The 15,116-nt window shown below is 45.3% G+C and carries 15 protein-coding genes; 7 read left to right on the top strand and 8 right to left on the bottom strand.

The window, feature by feature from the left end; translation table 11 throughout:
- Nucleotides 1-39: 39 nt before the first annotated feature.
- The 5 genes from RMO55_RS06540 to RMO55_RS06520 all read right to left on the bottom strand — a co-directional run bounded on the left by RMO55_RS06540 (nt 40) and on the right by RMO55_RS06520 (nt 5,451).
- Entirely contained in the window at nt 40-1,563 is a 1,524-nt protein-coding gene (locus tag RMO55_RS06540) for a GAF domain-containing sensor histidine kinase (RefSeq protein ID WP_310425074.1), read from the bottom strand.
- 140 nt (nt 1,564-1,703) lie between these two features.
- Nucleotides 1,704-2,663 carry a YegS/Rv2252/BmrU family lipid kinase gene (locus tag RMO55_RS06535; RefSeq protein WP_310425071.1) on the bottom strand — a complete coding sequence of 320 codons (960 nt, stop codon included), beginning with the start codon at nt 2,661-2,663 and terminating at the stop codon, nt 1,704-1,706.
- 5 nt (nt 2,664-2,668) lie between these two features.
- Nucleotides 2,669-3,256, bottom strand: a complete 588-nt coding sequence (locus RMO55_RS06530; protein ID WP_310425068.1) for a DUF1003 domain-containing protein — start codon at nt 3,254-3,256, stop codon at nt 2,669-2,671.
- Nucleotides 3,257-3,261: 5 nt separating this feature from the next.
- Nucleotides 3,262-3,867: a DUF1003 domain-containing protein gene (locus tag RMO55_RS06525; protein ID WP_310425065.1), complete on the bottom strand. Its 606-nt coding sequence runs from the start codon at nt 3,865-3,867 to the stop codon at nt 3,262-3,264.
- A gap of 102 nt (nt 3,868-3,969) precedes the next feature.
- Nucleotides 3,970-5,451 carry an alpha-amylase gene (locus tag RMO55_RS06520; protein WP_310425062.1) on the bottom strand — a complete coding sequence of 494 codons (1,482 nt, stop codon included), beginning with the start codon at nt 5,449-5,451 and terminating at the stop codon, nt 3,970-3,972.
- Nucleotides 5,452-5,964: 513 nt separating this feature from the next.
- Here RMO55_RS06520 and RMO55_RS06515 point away from each other — a divergent pair.
- The 4 genes from RMO55_RS06515 (at nt 5,965) to RMO55_RS06500 (ending at nt 9,133) form a co-directional block, all read left to right on the top strand.
- Nucleotides 5,965-7,452 carry an AAA family ATPase gene (locus RMO55_RS06515; protein WP_310425058.1) on the top strand — a complete coding sequence of 496 codons (1,488 nt, stop codon included), beginning with the start codon at nt 5,965-5,967 and terminating at the stop codon, nt 7,450-7,452.
- A gap of 212 nt (nt 7,453-7,664) precedes the next feature.
- Nucleotides 7,665-8,255 carry an SH3 domain-containing protein gene (locus tag RMO55_RS06510; RefSeq protein WP_310425055.1) on the top strand — a complete coding sequence of 197 codons (591 nt, stop codon included), beginning with the start codon at nt 7,665-7,667 and terminating at the stop codon, nt 8,253-8,255.
- Between the two features lie 78 nt (nt 8,256-8,333).
- Nucleotides 8,334-8,543 carry a hypothetical protein gene (locus tag RMO55_RS06505; protein WP_310425054.1) on the top strand — a complete coding sequence of 70 codons (210 nt, stop codon included), beginning with the start codon at nt 8,334-8,336 and terminating at the stop codon, nt 8,541-8,543.
- A 299-nt stretch (nt 8,544-8,842) separates the two neighbouring features.
- Complete coding sequence (locus RMO55_RS06500) at nt 8,843-9,133, top strand: RNA-binding protein (RefSeq protein WP_310425051.1); 291 nt, start codon at nt 8,843-8,845, stop codon at nt 9,131-9,133.
- Nucleotides 9,134-9,258: 125 nt separating this feature from the next.
- On the opposite strand, the gene RMO55_RS06495 is transcribed toward RMO55_RS06500, so the two are convergent.
- The 3 genes from RMO55_RS06495 to RMO55_RS06485 form a co-directional block, all read right to left on the bottom strand.
- Nucleotides 9,259-9,858 (bottom strand): hypothetical protein, encoded by a 600-nt coding sequence (locus RMO55_RS06495; RefSeq protein ID WP_310425048.1) that lies wholly within the window; start codon nt 9,856-9,858, stop codon nt 9,259-9,261.
- A 201-nt stretch (nt 9,859-10,059) separates the two neighbouring features.
- Nucleotides 10,060-11,040 (bottom strand): RNA polymerase sigma factor, RpoD/SigA family, encoded by a 981-nt coding sequence (locus RMO55_RS06490; protein WP_310425045.1) that lies wholly within the window; start codon nt 11,038-11,040, stop codon nt 10,060-10,062.
- Between the two features lie 478 nt (nt 11,041-11,518).
- Nucleotides 11,519-12,751, bottom strand: coding sequence for a DUF445 family protein (locus tag RMO55_RS06485; RefSeq protein ID WP_310425042.1), 1,233 nt, complete (start codon nt 12,749-12,751; stop codon nt 11,519-11,521).
- A 12-nt stretch (nt 12,752-12,763) separates the two neighbouring features.
- Between RMO55_RS06485 and RMO55_RS06480 the strand changes: the two genes are divergently transcribed.
- The 3 genes from RMO55_RS06480 (at nt 12,764) to RMO55_RS06470 (ending at nt 15,028) form a co-directional block, all read left to right on the top strand.
- The gene (locus tag RMO55_RS06480) at nt 12,764-12,946 is read left to right on the top strand and encodes a hypothetical protein (RefSeq protein ID WP_310425039.1); all 183 of its coding nucleotides are present in this window, start codon (nt 12,764-12,766) and stop codon (nt 12,944-12,946) included.
- 80 nt (nt 12,947-13,026) lie between these two features.
- Entirely contained in the window at nt 13,027-14,466 is a 1,440-nt protein-coding gene (locus RMO55_RS06475; protein ID WP_310425036.1) for a GAF domain-containing protein, read from the top strand.
- A gap of 112 nt (nt 14,467-14,578) precedes the next feature.
- On the top strand, nt 14,579-15,028 hold the full coding sequence (locus RMO55_RS06470; RefSeq protein ID WP_310425034.1) for a response regulator: 450 nt from the start codon (nt 14,579-14,581) through the stop codon (nt 15,026-15,028).
- The last annotated feature ends 88 nt before the right edge of the window (nt 15,029-15,116 follow it).

The following is a 15,116-nucleotide window of genomic DNA, read 5'->3' as shown; positions in this document are numbered from 1 at the left end:
ACGATCGATCTCGAACAGTCAAAACTTAGCTATCAACCTTCAACTTTCTGCAACAATTAGCGGCAAAGTGAGTTGATAACCCCGACGATTAGCAACAACTTCAATTTTACCGCCATGTGATGCCGCTAGGTCATGACCTAGTGATAAGCCCAAACTAATGCGGAGATCCCGATCTTGGCTCTGTTCTGTAGCATAACTGCCATCTTGGTAAGTCGATCTAGTGATGATCGATTCGAGCGGATTGGCGAGATACCGATCTTTGAGCTGCACGTGAGGATCGTTGGTAGTAATTTGAATCTGCAATCCATCAGCAATTTTGGCGAACTGGATTGAGATGAGACGATCGATCCCACTAGTGTGAATTAAGCTCAAGCAAAGATAGTAGATGATTTGGCGCACCTTATCTTTATCCAATAGCCAAATTCGTCCAGTTAGTGTTTCCAGGGGCACAGTAGCATCTAGGACAATTTGCTGCTGTTTTTTGCGCGCTAGTGGCTCTAAACTCTGAATTGCCAATTGACAGAGCATTTCTAGATCTACCGATTTGAGATTTAGTTGGCTCTCATTCACAGCACCCGAGCCAACACCGGCAAATCCAACTAATTGGGCGATTTCATCGACGATCGTCACCAACTGCAGACCGCTATGATGGATAATTTCTAAATAATTCTTTTGTTTGATACTCAAAGGGCCATAAATTTCCTGTTGTAAGACACTTGCCATGCCCAGCACCGAAGTAAGTGGGGTACGGAATTCTTGGGCTAGATGAGTCAATAATTTAAACTGGATTTCACCTGGAACTTGAGGAGCGATCGATCGGCGATCTTCCCCTGGAGCAGAGATCGACAGGGATGGTAAATCTAGATCGATGTCAGTAATGGATTCCCCCCCCATACTACTATGCTCGGCAGCAGCAAGCAGATCGTCAAATCCCGAAATCGCTCGATACCGCAGATCGCCGATCCACCGATTGAGTTGTGCTTGACTTAACAATTTCCGCTCGAATTCACTCGCTACCAAGCGGCTGACGAGTTGGAGGATCTCTATATCTCGATCGCTAAATTGGCGGGGTTTAAAGTCCAAAATTGCCAGTGTTCCCAATCGATCGTCGGAGGCGGTAACAATGGGTACGCCGAGATATGCTCGAACACCATGTACCTGACAGAGCGATGACAGAGCTAAGTGGGGATGTTTCTGACAATTAGTAACGACAAAGCTGCTGCTTGAGCCGATCGATCGATCGTGACAATATTCTAATCCAGCAAATTCGAGCGGTAAATTAGGCTGAGTCGGTAGACGAGCAAAGTGCTCTAAGCCAGCAACTGCACCGATTTGACAGCCGGATGTGCCGATCGCTGTCAAGATTGATACTGGTGCGCCCGCGAGCCGAACAGCCTGTGCGGTTGCTGCTGTAAATATCGGAATGGCTTTCGATTGCTCGATGCTCAATTCAGTAACGATGGGTGGATATTGTCGCGATGCTCCAATCGAGAGGCTTTGTCCGCGAGACTTAGCTACTTGGCGATTTGGGCTGACATCTAAGTCTCGGTCTGAATTGAGCATGGGACAATTGCCCGAAATGGGATAAATAAATTGAAGACTATCGGCTTGAGCAGGATCTGTCTAGATCTAAAATTCCCATTTAAGTGGACCGGAGCAACATTTTCGTTCGATTCTCCCCAATACTTCTCAGCATACGGAGCTTAGGTCTTCATCTCGATTTTTAGATTGGGTAATCCTGCCAATTTTTCTAGTGGTTGGAGTTCTTCTATTTGGGGTACAAATATTGTTAAGCCGCCAGGAATACACTCGATCTCGATCGGGGTCATGCCAATTATTTCGCCATCTAGCACTACTTTTTGGGGTGGTGTGGTGGTAATTTTGAAGCGGTTCGATCGCAAGAAGCCGACTTCTTCTCGCTGAGATGCCATGCCTCTGAGTGTCGAACTGAGTAAATCGAAAGCAGTCGCAATGGCGATTAATGGCGTTGTCGGGGCGACGATTGTTAAATCGAGCATTCCATCGTCAAACACCACTCCCGCCGATCCTTGCGCCAAAATTGAGGTAGCTGGAGCGGCATTAGCGATCGTAATCGCAGCGGCTGAAACTGCAATAATTTTATCTTCTAGCTCGATTTCCACTTCAAACTGGTTGAGATTACCCACTTGCTTGAGTCCAGCGAGAATATAAGCCAGCATCCCCAGCCGATTTTTGGCATCCCGATCTGCCAGATCCACTGTCTCGGCTTCAAACCCGATCCCTGCCAGTAGTACCATCGGCAAGCCATTACAAACCGCCATATCTACGACTTGAGTCTGCCCTGCGACGATCGATTCACAAGCTTCAGGGATGGTTGTCGGGAGATTCAAGGCATTGGCGAAAGCATTGGCGGTGCCCCGTGAAATCACACCTAGAGGGATATTGGTGCCCATGAGAGCAGCAGCTACGGCGGATAAAGTGCCATCGCCGCCAGAAGCAAGAATTGATGCTGCACCTCTGGAGATGGCATCTGTTGCGAGTTGTCCAGGTTCGCAGTCAGCCGTAGTTATGACCACATCTAGATCGATGGCTGGACTGAGTAGAGACTTTATCTCTTCAAGATCTTGTTCTGCATTGCCTTGTCCGGCAACGGGGTTGAAAATCAGACAAGCTTTAGGTTTCATCTATTTTAGTTCTCAGTAGGTGGGGTGGATAGCGGGGCTGCTGTTTGTTGCATAACTTCTAAAATTGCCTGAGGATCGATTGCCTGTTGCATGATTTCAGCTTCTAAATCGGCGCGATTTTTGACGTTAGGGAGATCTGTCCGCAGTTCTTCGACTAATGATATCAATTTAGCGATCTTTTGCTCAGTCAGAAGATTGAGCTGGAGCATCAGATGAGATCGCTCATCACTAATTTTTTCTTGCCGAGTTTGATAGATTAGTACTCCCGTAGAAATCAACAGTCCAGCAACGCCTAATCCTTCTTCGCGCAGATCGAATAGTGGAAAATCTGCTAGCAAAATATGTCGATTTGATAAATAGCTACATATCCACCAGGTAGTAAAAAATATAATCTGAAAGTAAAGAAACTCCGATCGACTAAAAACAGCCGTGATTTTATCTAAACCTCGCTGATGAGCTGTAGAATTTTGGTGGTAACGATCTTGATGAGTGGCAATTGCCTCGATGTTTTTGAGCACTTGCTCTGGTATTAGCTCATTAACATCTAGATAGTCTGGTTCGGCAATGGGATTAAAAATTGCTTGACTTTCCATTGTATTTAGCTGTCAGAATTTGAGATCGTTTGTAAGTGTGCTGAATTGTGTTGGATCACTTCTAAAATTGCTTGAGGATCGATAGATTGTTTCATTGCTTCAGCCTCTAGATCGTCACGATTTTTGACGTTAGGGAGATCTGTCCGCAGTTCTTCGACCAATGATATCAATTTGGCAATCTTTTGCTCAGTCAGAAGATTGAGTTGCAACATCAGGTGTGATTGTTCTTTCCTCAGCTTCTCTTGGTGAGTCTGATCGATGAGTACCTCTGTGGAAATAAGTAGTGAGGCAATTTCTAATCCATGCAGATGCAGATCGAATAGTGGGAAGTTTTTAGCAATAATCTTACGTTCTGCCAAGTTACTACATCCAATCCAAATAGTGAAAAATACTATTTGAAAATATAGAAACATAGGGCGACCAAAAACCGAGGCAATTCGATTGAGAATTCGACGATCAGGCTTAGTATTTTGTTTGTGGAGATCTTGATGCCGATCAATTGTTTCGACATTTTTAATTACTTGCTCTGGCAAATGTTTGATTATCTCAATCAGTGCATCTCTTTCAGAATCTTGAGCATCGATAATTTCTTTTTTAACTTTTGGTGTCATCTTCACTTCAGGGAATAGTTAATAAAGAATAGGAGAATTCATGATTTCCCTATTCATCGCTTTTAGCTTCTTGCATTGAGCGCAGCTTTCACAGGAAAAGTATCAACTTTCAAATGATTTAACCCACACCGAAACCGAGCCACCGTTGCAGCGAAACTCCGCCCAGCCATCGTCATTTGTTGTGATTGATTCCTGTACATGTTCTGTCAGATCGACATAGGTACAATTAGGCTGTCCGATGTTCATCCATTTACTACCATCTCCACCATTACTCAATACCACTGCCATCGCCCCAGGATGTTCCGTGTCGCCCAATCTCGTCCAGCCGATCGTGCTAGGATAGTCGAAGTAATCATGTTGTTCGCCATAGGCAAAAGTTTGACGCGCATAAAGGAATTTGTCGATAAGAAACTGATGAGATTCTATCCAGATTTCGTACTCTTCCCCGTCCTTATTATCCTTGTAGTGTGCCCCATAATAGTCGCCATAGAAAATGCAGGGATATCCGGCTTCTCTGAGTAAAATTAGAGCGTAGGCGAGAGGTTTGAACCAAGCTTCGACGATCGATTCTAGCGACTGGAGCGGTTGAGAATCGTGATTTTCGACTAGAGTAACAGCCAATGCTGGTTGCTGTTGAACTAAGGTATTATCGAAAATTTTAGTCAGATCGTAAGTCTCCCCAGCTTGACTCGCAACGTGAAAATTGTAATGTAATGGTGCGTCAAATAAACTAACTTTTCCATCAGTTGTTTCGATGAAATGATGGAGAGCATCTACTTCATACGACCAATATTCACCGACTGCAAATAGATCGCGTTTGGCATAATTACGAACATGTTCGATCCACTTTTGAAAGAATTCGGCCGATACATGCTTGACAGCATCAAACCTAAAGCCATCAACATTAGTAGTGTCATAACACCATTCGCCCCAGTAGTTGAGTTCGCCGACTACTTCGGGATTCTCCATATCGAGATCGCAACCCATCAGGTAATCAAAATTACCTTTTTCGAGGTCAACATTATCGTCGAAAGACTTACCTTTGAGTAAATAAACTGCGGACTCACCTTCATTGAAAGCATTATAGTCGATCGCATCAAAATGCCACCAATGCCATTCCATGCTGGAATATTTACCCCTACGTCCAGGAAAAGTAAAGTGTGTCCAAGCCTTAATCTTTTGATACTCGCCGACTGTCTCATTGCGATTGTCTGTATTAAAGGGAGTTGCTTCTACTTCTTCCTCCAGATCTGCACCCAGCTTGTGATTAAACACCACGTCAGCATAGATGCGAATCCCAGCTTTTTGGGCGGTTTGAATGGCGCGAACATATTCATCTTTAGTACCATATTTGGTCCGTACCGAACCTTTTTGGTCGAATTCACCCAAATCGAATAAATCGTAAATGCCATAGCCTACATCCATCCCACCGCCCGTTCCCTTATATGCAGGCGGTAGCCACAATGAGGTAATCCCAGCCTTTGCTAAATCTGTAGCCTTCTCTGCCACTTGATTCCAGAGACTACCATCTTCAGGACAGTACCAGTGGAAGTACTGCATCATCACACCATTAGGGTTAGACATAATTATTATTTACTCAATCGAGCAGTTACAGAATTTATTAATTTAAAAGCCTTAGTATCCCTAATCTTCTACGGATTTAGGGCTGCTTGTCTATCATCCATTAGAGAGATTTATCGATCGACTAAGAATTATCAATATCTATCAAAAGAAGTAGAAAAAAACAAAACATGTGAGGGATCTCCCGTATTTATGGTGATAATCTAATTTTAGAGAAAGGGCTAAAGGGATCGATCGAAAAGTCTTTTGGTATTGCCTGATACTATTTCCCCCAAAATATCAGGAGACTTCATGTAAGTAAATGGATACGTTTTGACCGAATAATAATCGATCGAGCAATGGTGGAAGAGATCGTATTTATCGGTGCCGATAGTGTATTTTCGATCGTTCTAGTTCAAGGAATGTGGGAATAAATGCCCTCTGCCCAGATTGTTGACGGTAGTTTGTATTAAGCTATGAAGAGATAGATCGAGCCGCACGGGGAAATCCCGATCCGAAGCACTTCGCTACCGAAATATGACTTTTAGCACAGAATTTGAACTACTCTTGCGGGCGCGATATCCCCTAATCTATATTCCCACTACTGAAGAAGAACGAGTAGAGGGCGCGATCGCCAAAGTTGCCCAGCAGCAAGGAAATAGACCGATTTACATCTGGGATTTTGTGGATGGTTATCAGGGTAATCCTAACGATAAAGGCTATGGTAAACGCAATCCCCTGCAAGCGTTAGAATTTATCGACAATCTCAGTCCCGATATTTCGGGGATATTTATCCTCCGCGATTATCACCGCTTTCTCGAAGATGTGTCAGTAGCCAGGAAACTACGGAATCTCGCCCGCAAGCTCAAATCCGAACCGAAAAATATTGTTTTCCTCTCGCCCCAGATTACCATCCCCAGCGATCTGAGTGAAGCGATCGTCATCTTAGAATTTCCGCTCCCGACAGCTAGCGAAATTAAAGTCGAGATCGATCGATTGACTAATGCTACCGGAAATCACCTCAGCAGCCAACAGTTAGACGATCTGATCCGCGCCTGTCAGGGATTATCTGTAGATCGGATTCGTCGCGTATTAGCTCGCGCGATCGCCACCCACGGCGAAATTCGTCCCGATGATGTAGAATTAGTGCTCGCCGAAAAACGTCAAACCATCCGCCAAACCCAAATCCTCGATTTCTACCCCGCTAAGGAACAGATTACCGATATCGGTGGTTTAGATAACCTCAAAGACTGGTTGCTGCGCCGTGGGGGTTCCTTCTCCGATCGCGCTCGGCAATATGGTCTCCCGTATCCTAGAGGGCTGCTCCTGGTCGGAATTCAGGGCACTGGTAAATCGCTCACGGCTAAAGCCATCTCCCATCACTGGTATTTACCGCTATTACGGTTGGATGTCGGACGATTATTTGGGGGATTGGTAGGTGAATCCGAATCTCGCACCAGACAAATGATTCAACTCGCTGAAGCTCTGTCTCCCTGCGTATTGTGGATCGACGAAATCGATAAAGCTTTTGCGGGTGTAGATGGGAAAGGTGATGCAGGTACATCGAGTCGGGTATTCGGTACCTTTATTACCTGGCTGACAGAGAAAACATCACCCGTTTTCGTCGTTGCAACAGCGAATAATATCGACTCACTCCCCGCCGAAATGCTCCGCAAGGGAAGATTTGACGAGATCTTCTTCGTTGGTTTACCCACCAGAGCGGAACGTCGGGCAATTTTCAACGTCCACCTGACTAAACTCCGTCCCCATAACCTTGCAAGTTACGATCTCGATCGATTAGCATATGAAACGCCCGATTTTTCCGGTGCCGAAATCGAACAAACCCTGATCGAAGCAATGCACATCGGCTTTAGTCAAAACCGCGATTTCACCACTGATGATATTCTAGAATCAGCCAGTCAAATGATCCCTCTCGCCGTCACCGCTCAAGCCCAAATCCAATTTCTCCAAGACTGGGCAAATTCTGGCAAAGCAAGATTAGCCTCAAGACAAGTTAGTGGTTAGGCTTTAGGCTTTAGGCTTTAGGCTTTAGGCTTTAGGCTTTAGGCTTTAGGCTTTAGGCTTTAGGCTTTAGGCTTTAGGCTTTAGGCTTTAGGCTTTAGGCTTTAGGCTTTAGGCTTTAGGCTTTAAAACGCAAGCGTTTTTCTAATCCCTAACCAATAAAAACTCATTTCTAAACCCCTAACACCTAATACCTAACACCTAATACCTAAACCATGAACGGCGCACTAAAATCTCTGCAATTACTCATTGGTATTCTGGCTGGATTAGTTGGATTGGTGGGAATCTTAGGTGCATCAGGGTACTATTTCTTCGTCACCCAGATGAGTACCCGTCCGCCCAAACCAATCTTTGCCGAAGAGCGCGATGGTGGTAAATCGAGCGCGGTTAAACCCAAAGCCAAAGCCAAAGTATCTGTGGCAGCTAAACCCACTCAATCACCAGTTGTTAAAGCTCCGCAAAATCCCAACGCACCTGAAAAGCTCCCACCTGAAGCCTACGATGCCAAAGTCGTCTGGAAAGATGGCTTATCCCTAAAGAAGGAGCCTAATTCTGGGGCTGAAAAGTTAGGTGGAGTGGCATTTAATGCCAAAGTTGCCATCGTCAAAACTAGCGATGATAAACAGTGGGTATTGATTCAATCGGAGACTGGTAATCTTCAAGGTTGGGTGAAAGCTGGCAATATCGATAAAGCAGCCGCAGCAGCTAATGAAGAGCAAGCTCCTCTTAAACCATCGAAACCTAAAGTCAACGCGAAACCGCAACCTAGACCAAAACCCCAAGCTGACGCTGAAACAGCTCGATAAAACCAACTATCCACTATTCACTAATTACACGCTAAAATCGGAATAGCAGATATTCTTCAGGTTAGTCCAATAAATCCTATGCTTTTGAACGAACTGACACCCATTCTTAAAGAACTGACCAAAGAACCAGTAGCCTTTTGTAGCGGTTTCATCTCTGGGGTGCTGCGGCTCAATCTGACTGATGACCCCGTGAAAACATGGCTAGAAAAAGAAGCAGGATTTACGCCCACTAGCAGTCAAACTGGATCTAGCAAACAACAAGGACCACAATCGATCGATATTGACTAGATTGCTTGTAAGTACATTTACTCAATTACTAGATAACTAGCAAAGGTACTGAATTTGTGATTGGCAATAACTCAGAAAACCGAGTAATCGGGTATGATGAAAAGGATAATTACTAGTTCAGTGCGATCGCTGGTAAATTTTGAGGTTTAGATGACTATCTCCTAGAGATAGTCGATCCCAAATCATCGATCTACCAGCGGTAATATTCCAGACTTAGTTCCGTCGCCTTGGTGCTAACGTCCAACTCTCGTCTGCCAACTGTACGGTAAAGTTTCTCGTCCAGCTTTATTGATTTTCACATGACCATTTATATCGGAAACCTGTCCTACCAAGCCACCGAAGAAGACCTGAAAACAGTTTTTGAGGATTACGGTGCAGTCAAACGAGTTGTACTCCCTACAGATCGTGAAACTGGCAGAATGCGTGGCTTTGCCTTTGTGGAAATGTCTGACGATGCCAGTGAAGATAATGCCATTACCAATCTTGACGGTGCGGAATGGATGGGTCGTTCTCTCAAGGTAAACAAAGCGCGTCCCCGCGAAGGAGCTGGTGGTCGCAGCGGTGGTGATTTCAGCAAACCTACCTACTGAAATCTCAGCTCGAAAAGTAGGGTAGGAGCAGTTCCTAAATTTTTCTCACCCTACTTTTCAGGGCTTACATCTACACTAAATCATTCCTATATTCGATTGCTCCGTAACAGTTACTGATTACTTCATCAACGCCGATCTGCAAGTTGCAGCTTGCAAGCAGCTAAGATTTGGCGATCGTTATCGCTAATTTTGCCGAGGGGTTGATAGGTCGGTTCGCCCATCATTGGCTGCTTGCTGGCTGTTAGACCCCTGGAATTGAGTCCGAGGGTGAAATTGTACTTTTGACGATCGAATACATCGATTAAGGTCACATTCAACTGGGACCCTTTAAATTGCCCATAAAAGCAACTAAATTCCGATCGAGGTAGATAAAAAGCACCGATCGTTTTGCTACCAAAAGTTTCAAAAATAATATATTCTTTGCCGACGACATCAGGTCGATCTGATTCACCATAAAGGTATATTCCGTTTGCAGTTGGAGCTATGATCGATCGATTGGGATTATCCCCTAGGGCGGTAGTATTACCGGCCAGGATCGCTAAGACTGCAATTGCTACGCTAGTACACCAGCGGTTTTTGCTGCTAAAAATGGACTGCAATAATGTATTGACTATCATAAACACCAACCCCTTCTCAAACTTAGCGAGAATCCATTTAATCAGGTGGATGTTGGCAGCGAGTAGATGGCAACTTTGCTGTGAATACGGCAGAGGATATCTATTCATTAGTATCTAATATTTATTGATATCTAAGACTACTTTGCAACAAAATTAGACATTCCTCTATCTGCAAGAGTGGATGCTTGAAGATCGGGACATTGATGGGTGACAAACAGGATGATTTTTCCTGTTTGTCAGCACCGCCTAAAAAAGAATAGGGGTAATTCATGAATTACCCCTACCCTTTTGCCATTAGATCCAATCTCTTTAACTGGCTACATAGTCGCGAAAACTGCTATGACGACGGCGGAAGTGGGATAGAGCTTGATGTTCTAGTTGACGCACCCGTTCGCGGCTGAGATTGAGGATTTCCCCTACCTTAGCTAGAGATAGCTCCGTACCGCCTTCTAAGCCAAAGCGCAAACTAATTACGTCCTGTTGCTGGCGGGTAAGTTCGGCAAGGGTGGCTTGGAGTTCTTGGCGGAGAGATTCTTGGACTGTGTATTTCTCTGGCGAAATGCCATCATCTTCGAGCAGTTCCGAGAGTTCGGTATCCTGACGATCTCCGACGCGGACATCTAGCGAGATGGGTTGACGGGCAATGCTCAGATAATCGCGGATCTGTGCGGGTTCGAGTTGGAGTGCGACGGCAATTTCGACTGAGGTAGCACTGCGCCCTAGTTGTTGGGATAATTCCCGCTGGGTTTTCTTGATTTTGTTAAGTTTTTCGGTAATATGAATGGGCAAGCGGATCGATCGACCTTGCTGGGCAATCGCACGGGTAATTGCTTGTCTGATCCACCAGTAAGCATAAGTCGAGAACTTATAGCCTCTAGTCGGATCGAATTTTTCGACTCCCCGCTCCAATCCCAGCGAACCCTCTTGAATCAAGTCGAGAAATTCGAGGTTGCGTTTCTGGTATTTTTTGGCAATCGCCACTACCAACCGCAGATTAGCTTCGATCATCTTCTGCTTGGCTTGATGTCCTAAGAGTAAGACTCGATCGAGTTCGGTCTCTGTCAGGTCAGATTTATTCGCCCACTCCATTCTGGTCGGTGGGCGATTTAAGGTCTGTTCTAGGCTCTCCTTGACCCCTTGGAGCCGCATCATTTTTTGCACTTGCTTACCATAGCAAATCTCTTGCTCGTGGGTGAGCAGTGGAACGCGACCGATTTCGTGGAGATAGGTACGTACTGTATCTCCTGTAGATCTGGGTTGAGCGATCGTTCGAGTTTTAACACTAGGCATGAGTTTCTATTTAACTCCTTTTACAAGTGGCTGGCAAAACTTTTCCCACACTACTTTATTTAATCTTCACCTCCCAACTCTCGATTTCCGCAAGAGATCCATCTAAGCGATCGGGATGAAGATGAGTAGATGGATTGATGGGAGATGCGTAGATTTTGCGAAGTTAGAGCTGGGGCTAACTTTGTGGCTATAAGAATCCAGACGTAAATAAGTAGACTAAAGTTCTCCAGTATTTAAAAACATAGCAGTTTTTTGCAAGTGGAAAACTTAATTAATCATTAAAATAAGTCGTCAATCGTAAGTCGTCAATCGTACAGTTGAGACCAGAAATTAAACATCTACAGTTGCCGCTCTGACTGCGCAGCAGAAAATATCCGCCGATTGAGCGAGAGATTTAACCCTCCTAAAACTTATCCAGTTTTATATCACTTTAGGGTTGAATTTGGCAACTCAAAACACTTACGATCTACGATCTATTTTAGTGTTGAAACCACAGAAAGCCTGTTTGCATTAAACCGACGATAAAACCCAGGACTCCGCCGAGGTTGACGATGCCTTGAAGTTCGCTTTTGACGATGCCTTGAATTCCGGCTTCGAGATCGGCGGGGGAAGTTGCTTTCACTCGATCGATAATCACTTGGTCGATATTTAAAATCGGAATTACTTGAGTCACAATTTGTTCGAGATCGCGCTCTAGATATCGATCGATTATGATGGCTAGTTCTTCACTGACGACATCTAATGATGATGTTAAAATAGTCGAACTGCGCAGCCGACTGATGACAACGTTAGCAATTCCATCCCAATCTGCCGAGTCTGTCAATCCTTGAATTAATTCAATTCCTTTGGTCTGAATATAACTACGGACGCTATCGCTGACAGTTTTGCGGAGTTGTTTAACTGTAGAGACGGGTAAATTTTGGAGGGAAAGGTCGCGTAATAATTCTTGGACGCGATTGCGAATATTGAGGGCGATAATTAGTTGGGAAATAATTTGATTGGCTTTTTCGCGATCGTCTAAACAGAAGGTACGGAAACGATTGAGGGCATTCTTTACGCCGAATAGATTGGCAACTACCCAATAAGTACCGCTACTTTGTTCGCGCAAACCTTCGTCGATAACTTGAATATTCCGATCGGTCAAAAAATCGATCGTGGCTAGCCGCAGTGTTTCTGGTGGTAAAATGACATTAATCAACCAGTCGGCTAATTGCGCAGCTTGAGGATCGGTTAGCTCAAATTCCAGAATTAATCGATCGAAGATCTGGTTTAACTGTGGCTCTAAAAAGTCCGGTTTCCGCGCTAAAACACGCAACCAGCGGGGAAAAGATTCGCCCAATAAATCCTTAAGAATATTGGCAAGCACTCTCACCGTTTTCTGCTCCTTATCGGCTTGAATGCGATCGAGAGCCAATTGCAGCAGCCAAGTAATAGCTGCTTGGACACGCTCCACCTCCAGCAACCGCTTGGCAATCTTTTGCAGCTCCACGGGTGTGAGCAAAGAACCCATAATCGTATCAGAAATCCGGGTCGCCAATCGTTCCTGATTGCTCGGAATCAAACCAGGGGTAAATGGAACTTGATATTTACCAACATATTTCGCCGTATATGGACGAAACAACATTTTGATCGCGACATCATTGGTAAAATAGCCGACAACCGCACCCGCGACAGGTGGAGCCAAGTAGAGCCACAGTTGGAACAGGGACAAGGTATTCTGAGGATGCAATCTGGGTTTATTCTACAATTATACCCAGACTCAGATCGATCGGTTGAGTATGAGTATCCACACATTCGAGTTAGAGACAATCTTACAGTAATCGAGCGCATGTATCACGATCGTCATTATCTCCTACTGGCGCGTATATTCCCACCGGACAAACACTGTCGATCGATGGTGCGGTAGCCAAAATTCATGGCAGGACAGCGGTTGGCATTTTTCCGTTCGATATTTCCCCTGTTGAAGGGATATAACATCTACAATTTATGACCCCAGCACTACTAGCAAAATTACGCGACCTGTGTCGCGACGAAGCAGCATTCGATCGACTGCAACAGATGCTCACAGACGAAATTCAACCCTTAGAATGGGAAATAAGTCAAGCAAATTCCCACTTAAATCGGCAGCAAGCCTTATTCGATGTAATCACTCGACTTCGCAGCCCTCTAGACCTAGAAACAATTTTTCAATCTACCGCCACCGAAGTGCGCCAACTGATGGCAGCAGATCGAGTGGGCATGTTTCGCTTCTATCCCGAATCTCATTGGAACGATGGTGAATTTGTATCTGAAGATGTCGATGCCGACTTTTCATCCGCAATGGTCAACAAAATCCACGACCACTGCTTCGGCGATCGATTTGCAGTCCATTACCAACAGGGTCGGGTACAGGCTGTTGCCGATATCCACAATGCTGGATTGAGTGATTGTCACATCAAGATCCTCGCCCAATTTCAAGTCCGCGCCAACCTGATCGTACCCCTGTTGCAGGGCGACCACCTCTGGGGATTGCTCTGTATCCATCAATGTCGTGCCCCGCGCCAATGGCAGGAAACGGAAATCGAGTTTGTGCGGCAGATTGCCAATCATTTAGGCGTTGCCCTCCACCATGCCGAACTATTGGCAAAACTTCAAGCTGAAATTATCGATCGTCAGCAAGCCCAGCAACGCGTTCAAGATCTCAACCAAGGACTACAGCAAGCCGTGACCGAATTAAAGTCGGTTAATAAAGAACTAGAAACCTTCAGCTATTCCGTCTCTCACGATCTCCGCGCTCCTTTACGCAGTATCGACGGTTTCAGTCAAGCATTGCTCGAAGACTGTCACGAGCAATTGGACCCCAATGGTCGCGATTATTTGCGGCGGATTCGGGCAGCGACCCAACGGATGGGACAATCGATCGACGGTCTGCTAACGCTATCGCGGGTGATTCGGAGTGATATGCGCCGAGAATCTGTCGATCTGAGCCGATGTGCTCGTCAGATTTGCGCCGATTTACAACAAGCTCATCCAGAACGGCAAGTAGAGTTTATCATCGAACCTCAGGCGATCGATCTAGGCGATAGCCGTTTGCTCCAAGCGGTGCTGGAGAACTTCTTCAATAATGCTTGGAAATTTACTGCCAAAACAGCTCAGGCAAGAATTGAGTTTGGTATTTTGGCTGAAGTCGCGGCGAAAGAATCGGCAACTCCTCATCCCACTTACTTTGTCCGCGATAATGGTGTCGGGTTCGACATGACCTATGTTGGCAAATTATTTTCCCCGTTCCAGCGATTGCACAGTGTCAGCGAATTCCCTGGCAATGGCATCGGACTGGCTACCGTGCAGCGCATCGTGCATCGACATGGGGGGCGCGTGTGGGCAGAAGGAGCCTTGGGACAGGGCGCAACGTTTTATTTTACACTAGCGACAGAGGAACAAGTTTGATCATTGATAATTGATACAGTCAACAATCGACGATCGACTCCTAAATATCTAATTCTATTAGCTCTTAAATATTTAATTTAACTTTCAACTTACTTAAAATGCGGCATAAATTATGACTGAGCGTGCAAACAATAAAGTTATTCTGCTAGTGGAGGACAATCCAGACGACGAAGCATTGGCGATCCGTGCCTTCAAACGCCATCACATTAGCAATGAGGTTGTTGTCGCTCACGATGGTGTTGAAGCCCTAGATTATTTGTTTGGTACGGGCATGTACGCAGGGCGCGATATCACCAACAAACCATCTGTGATCTTGCTAGACTTAAAACTACCGAAAGTGGATGGACTAGAAGTCCTGCGTCACTTACGAGCAGATCCAAACACCAGATTTCTCCCTGTGGTTGTCTTAACGACCTCCAGCGAGGAACGAGATGCGATCGATAGTTACAGTCTCGGCTGCAATAGCTATATTCGCAAACCTGTAGATTTCGTCGAGTTCTCAGAAGCAATTCGACAATTAGGTATGTACTGGTTGTTGTTGAATGAGCCACCACCAGTTTAGGGGGAGGGGTAAAGGGTAAAGGGCCGTGAATAGTGAGTTTGGAAGCAAGCGTCCAAACTCACACCCCAACACCCCAACACCCCAACAC

The organism is Chamaesiphon sp. VAR_48_metabat_135_sub, from assembly GCF_031418915.1.
Taxonomy (GTDB): domain Bacteria; phylum Cyanobacteriota; class Cyanobacteriia; order Cyanobacteriales; family Chamaesiphonaceae; genus Chamaesiphon.
The sequence above is the reverse complement of the archived record's forward strand: the minus strand, read 5'-3'. Positions and strand labels throughout refer to the sequence as shown.

What these genes read in the sequence shown, in the direction of transcription:
- RMO55_RS06525 (WP_310425065.1), bottom strand. Translation starts at nt 3,867, where the DNA reads ATGACACCAAAAGTTAAAAAAGAAATTATCGATGCTCAAGATTCTGAA.
- RMO55_RS06500 (WP_310425051.1), top strand. Translation starts at nt 8,843, where the DNA reads ATGACCATTTATATCGGAAACCTGTCCTACCAAGCCACCGAAGAAGAC.
- RMO55_RS06540 (WP_310425074.1), bottom strand. Translation starts at nt 1,563, where the DNA reads ATGCTCAATTCAGACCGAGACTTAGATGTCAGCCCAAATCGCCAAGTA.
- RMO55_RS06535 (WP_310425071.1), bottom strand. Translation starts at nt 2,663, where the DNA reads ATGAAACCTAAAGCTTGTCTGATTTTCAACCCCGTTGCCGGACAAGGC.
- RMO55_RS06470 (WP_310425034.1), top strand. Translation starts at nt 14,579, where the DNA reads ATGACTGAGCGTGCAAACAATAAAGTTATTCTGCTAGTGGAGGACAAT.
- RMO55_RS06520 (WP_310425062.1), bottom strand. Translation starts at nt 5,451, where the DNA reads ATGTCTAACCCTAATGGTGTGATGATGCAGTACTTCCACTGGTACTGT.
- RMO55_RS06475 (WP_310425036.1), top strand. Translation starts at nt 13,027, where the DNA reads ATGACCCCAGCACTACTAGCAAAATTACGCGACCTGTGTCGCGACGAA.
- RMO55_RS06495 (WP_310425048.1), bottom strand. Translation starts at nt 9,858, where the DNA reads ATGAATAGATATCCTCTGCCGTATTCACAGCAAAGTTGCCATCTACTC.
- RMO55_RS06530 (WP_310425068.1), bottom strand. Translation starts at nt 3,256, where the DNA reads ATGGAAAGTCAAGCAATTTTTAATCCCATTGCCGAACCAGACTATCTA.
- RMO55_RS06480 (WP_310425039.1), top strand. Translation starts at nt 12,764, where the DNA reads ATGCAATCTGGGTTTATTCTACAATTATACCCAGACTCAGATCGATCG.
- RMO55_RS06505 (WP_310425054.1), top strand. Translation starts at nt 8,334, where the DNA reads ATGCTTTTGAACGAACTGACACCCATTCTTAAAGAACTGACCAAAGAA.
- RMO55_RS06510 (WP_310425055.1), top strand. Translation starts at nt 7,665, where the DNA reads ATGAACGGCGCACTAAAATCTCTGCAATTACTCATTGGTATTCTGGCT.
- RMO55_RS06515 (WP_310425058.1), top strand. Translation starts at nt 5,965, where the DNA reads ATGACTTTTAGCACAGAATTTGAACTACTCTTGCGGGCGCGATATCCC.
- RMO55_RS06490 (WP_310425045.1), bottom strand. Translation starts at nt 11,040, where the DNA reads ATGCCTAGTGTTAAAACTCGAACGATCGCTCAACCCAGATCTACAGGA.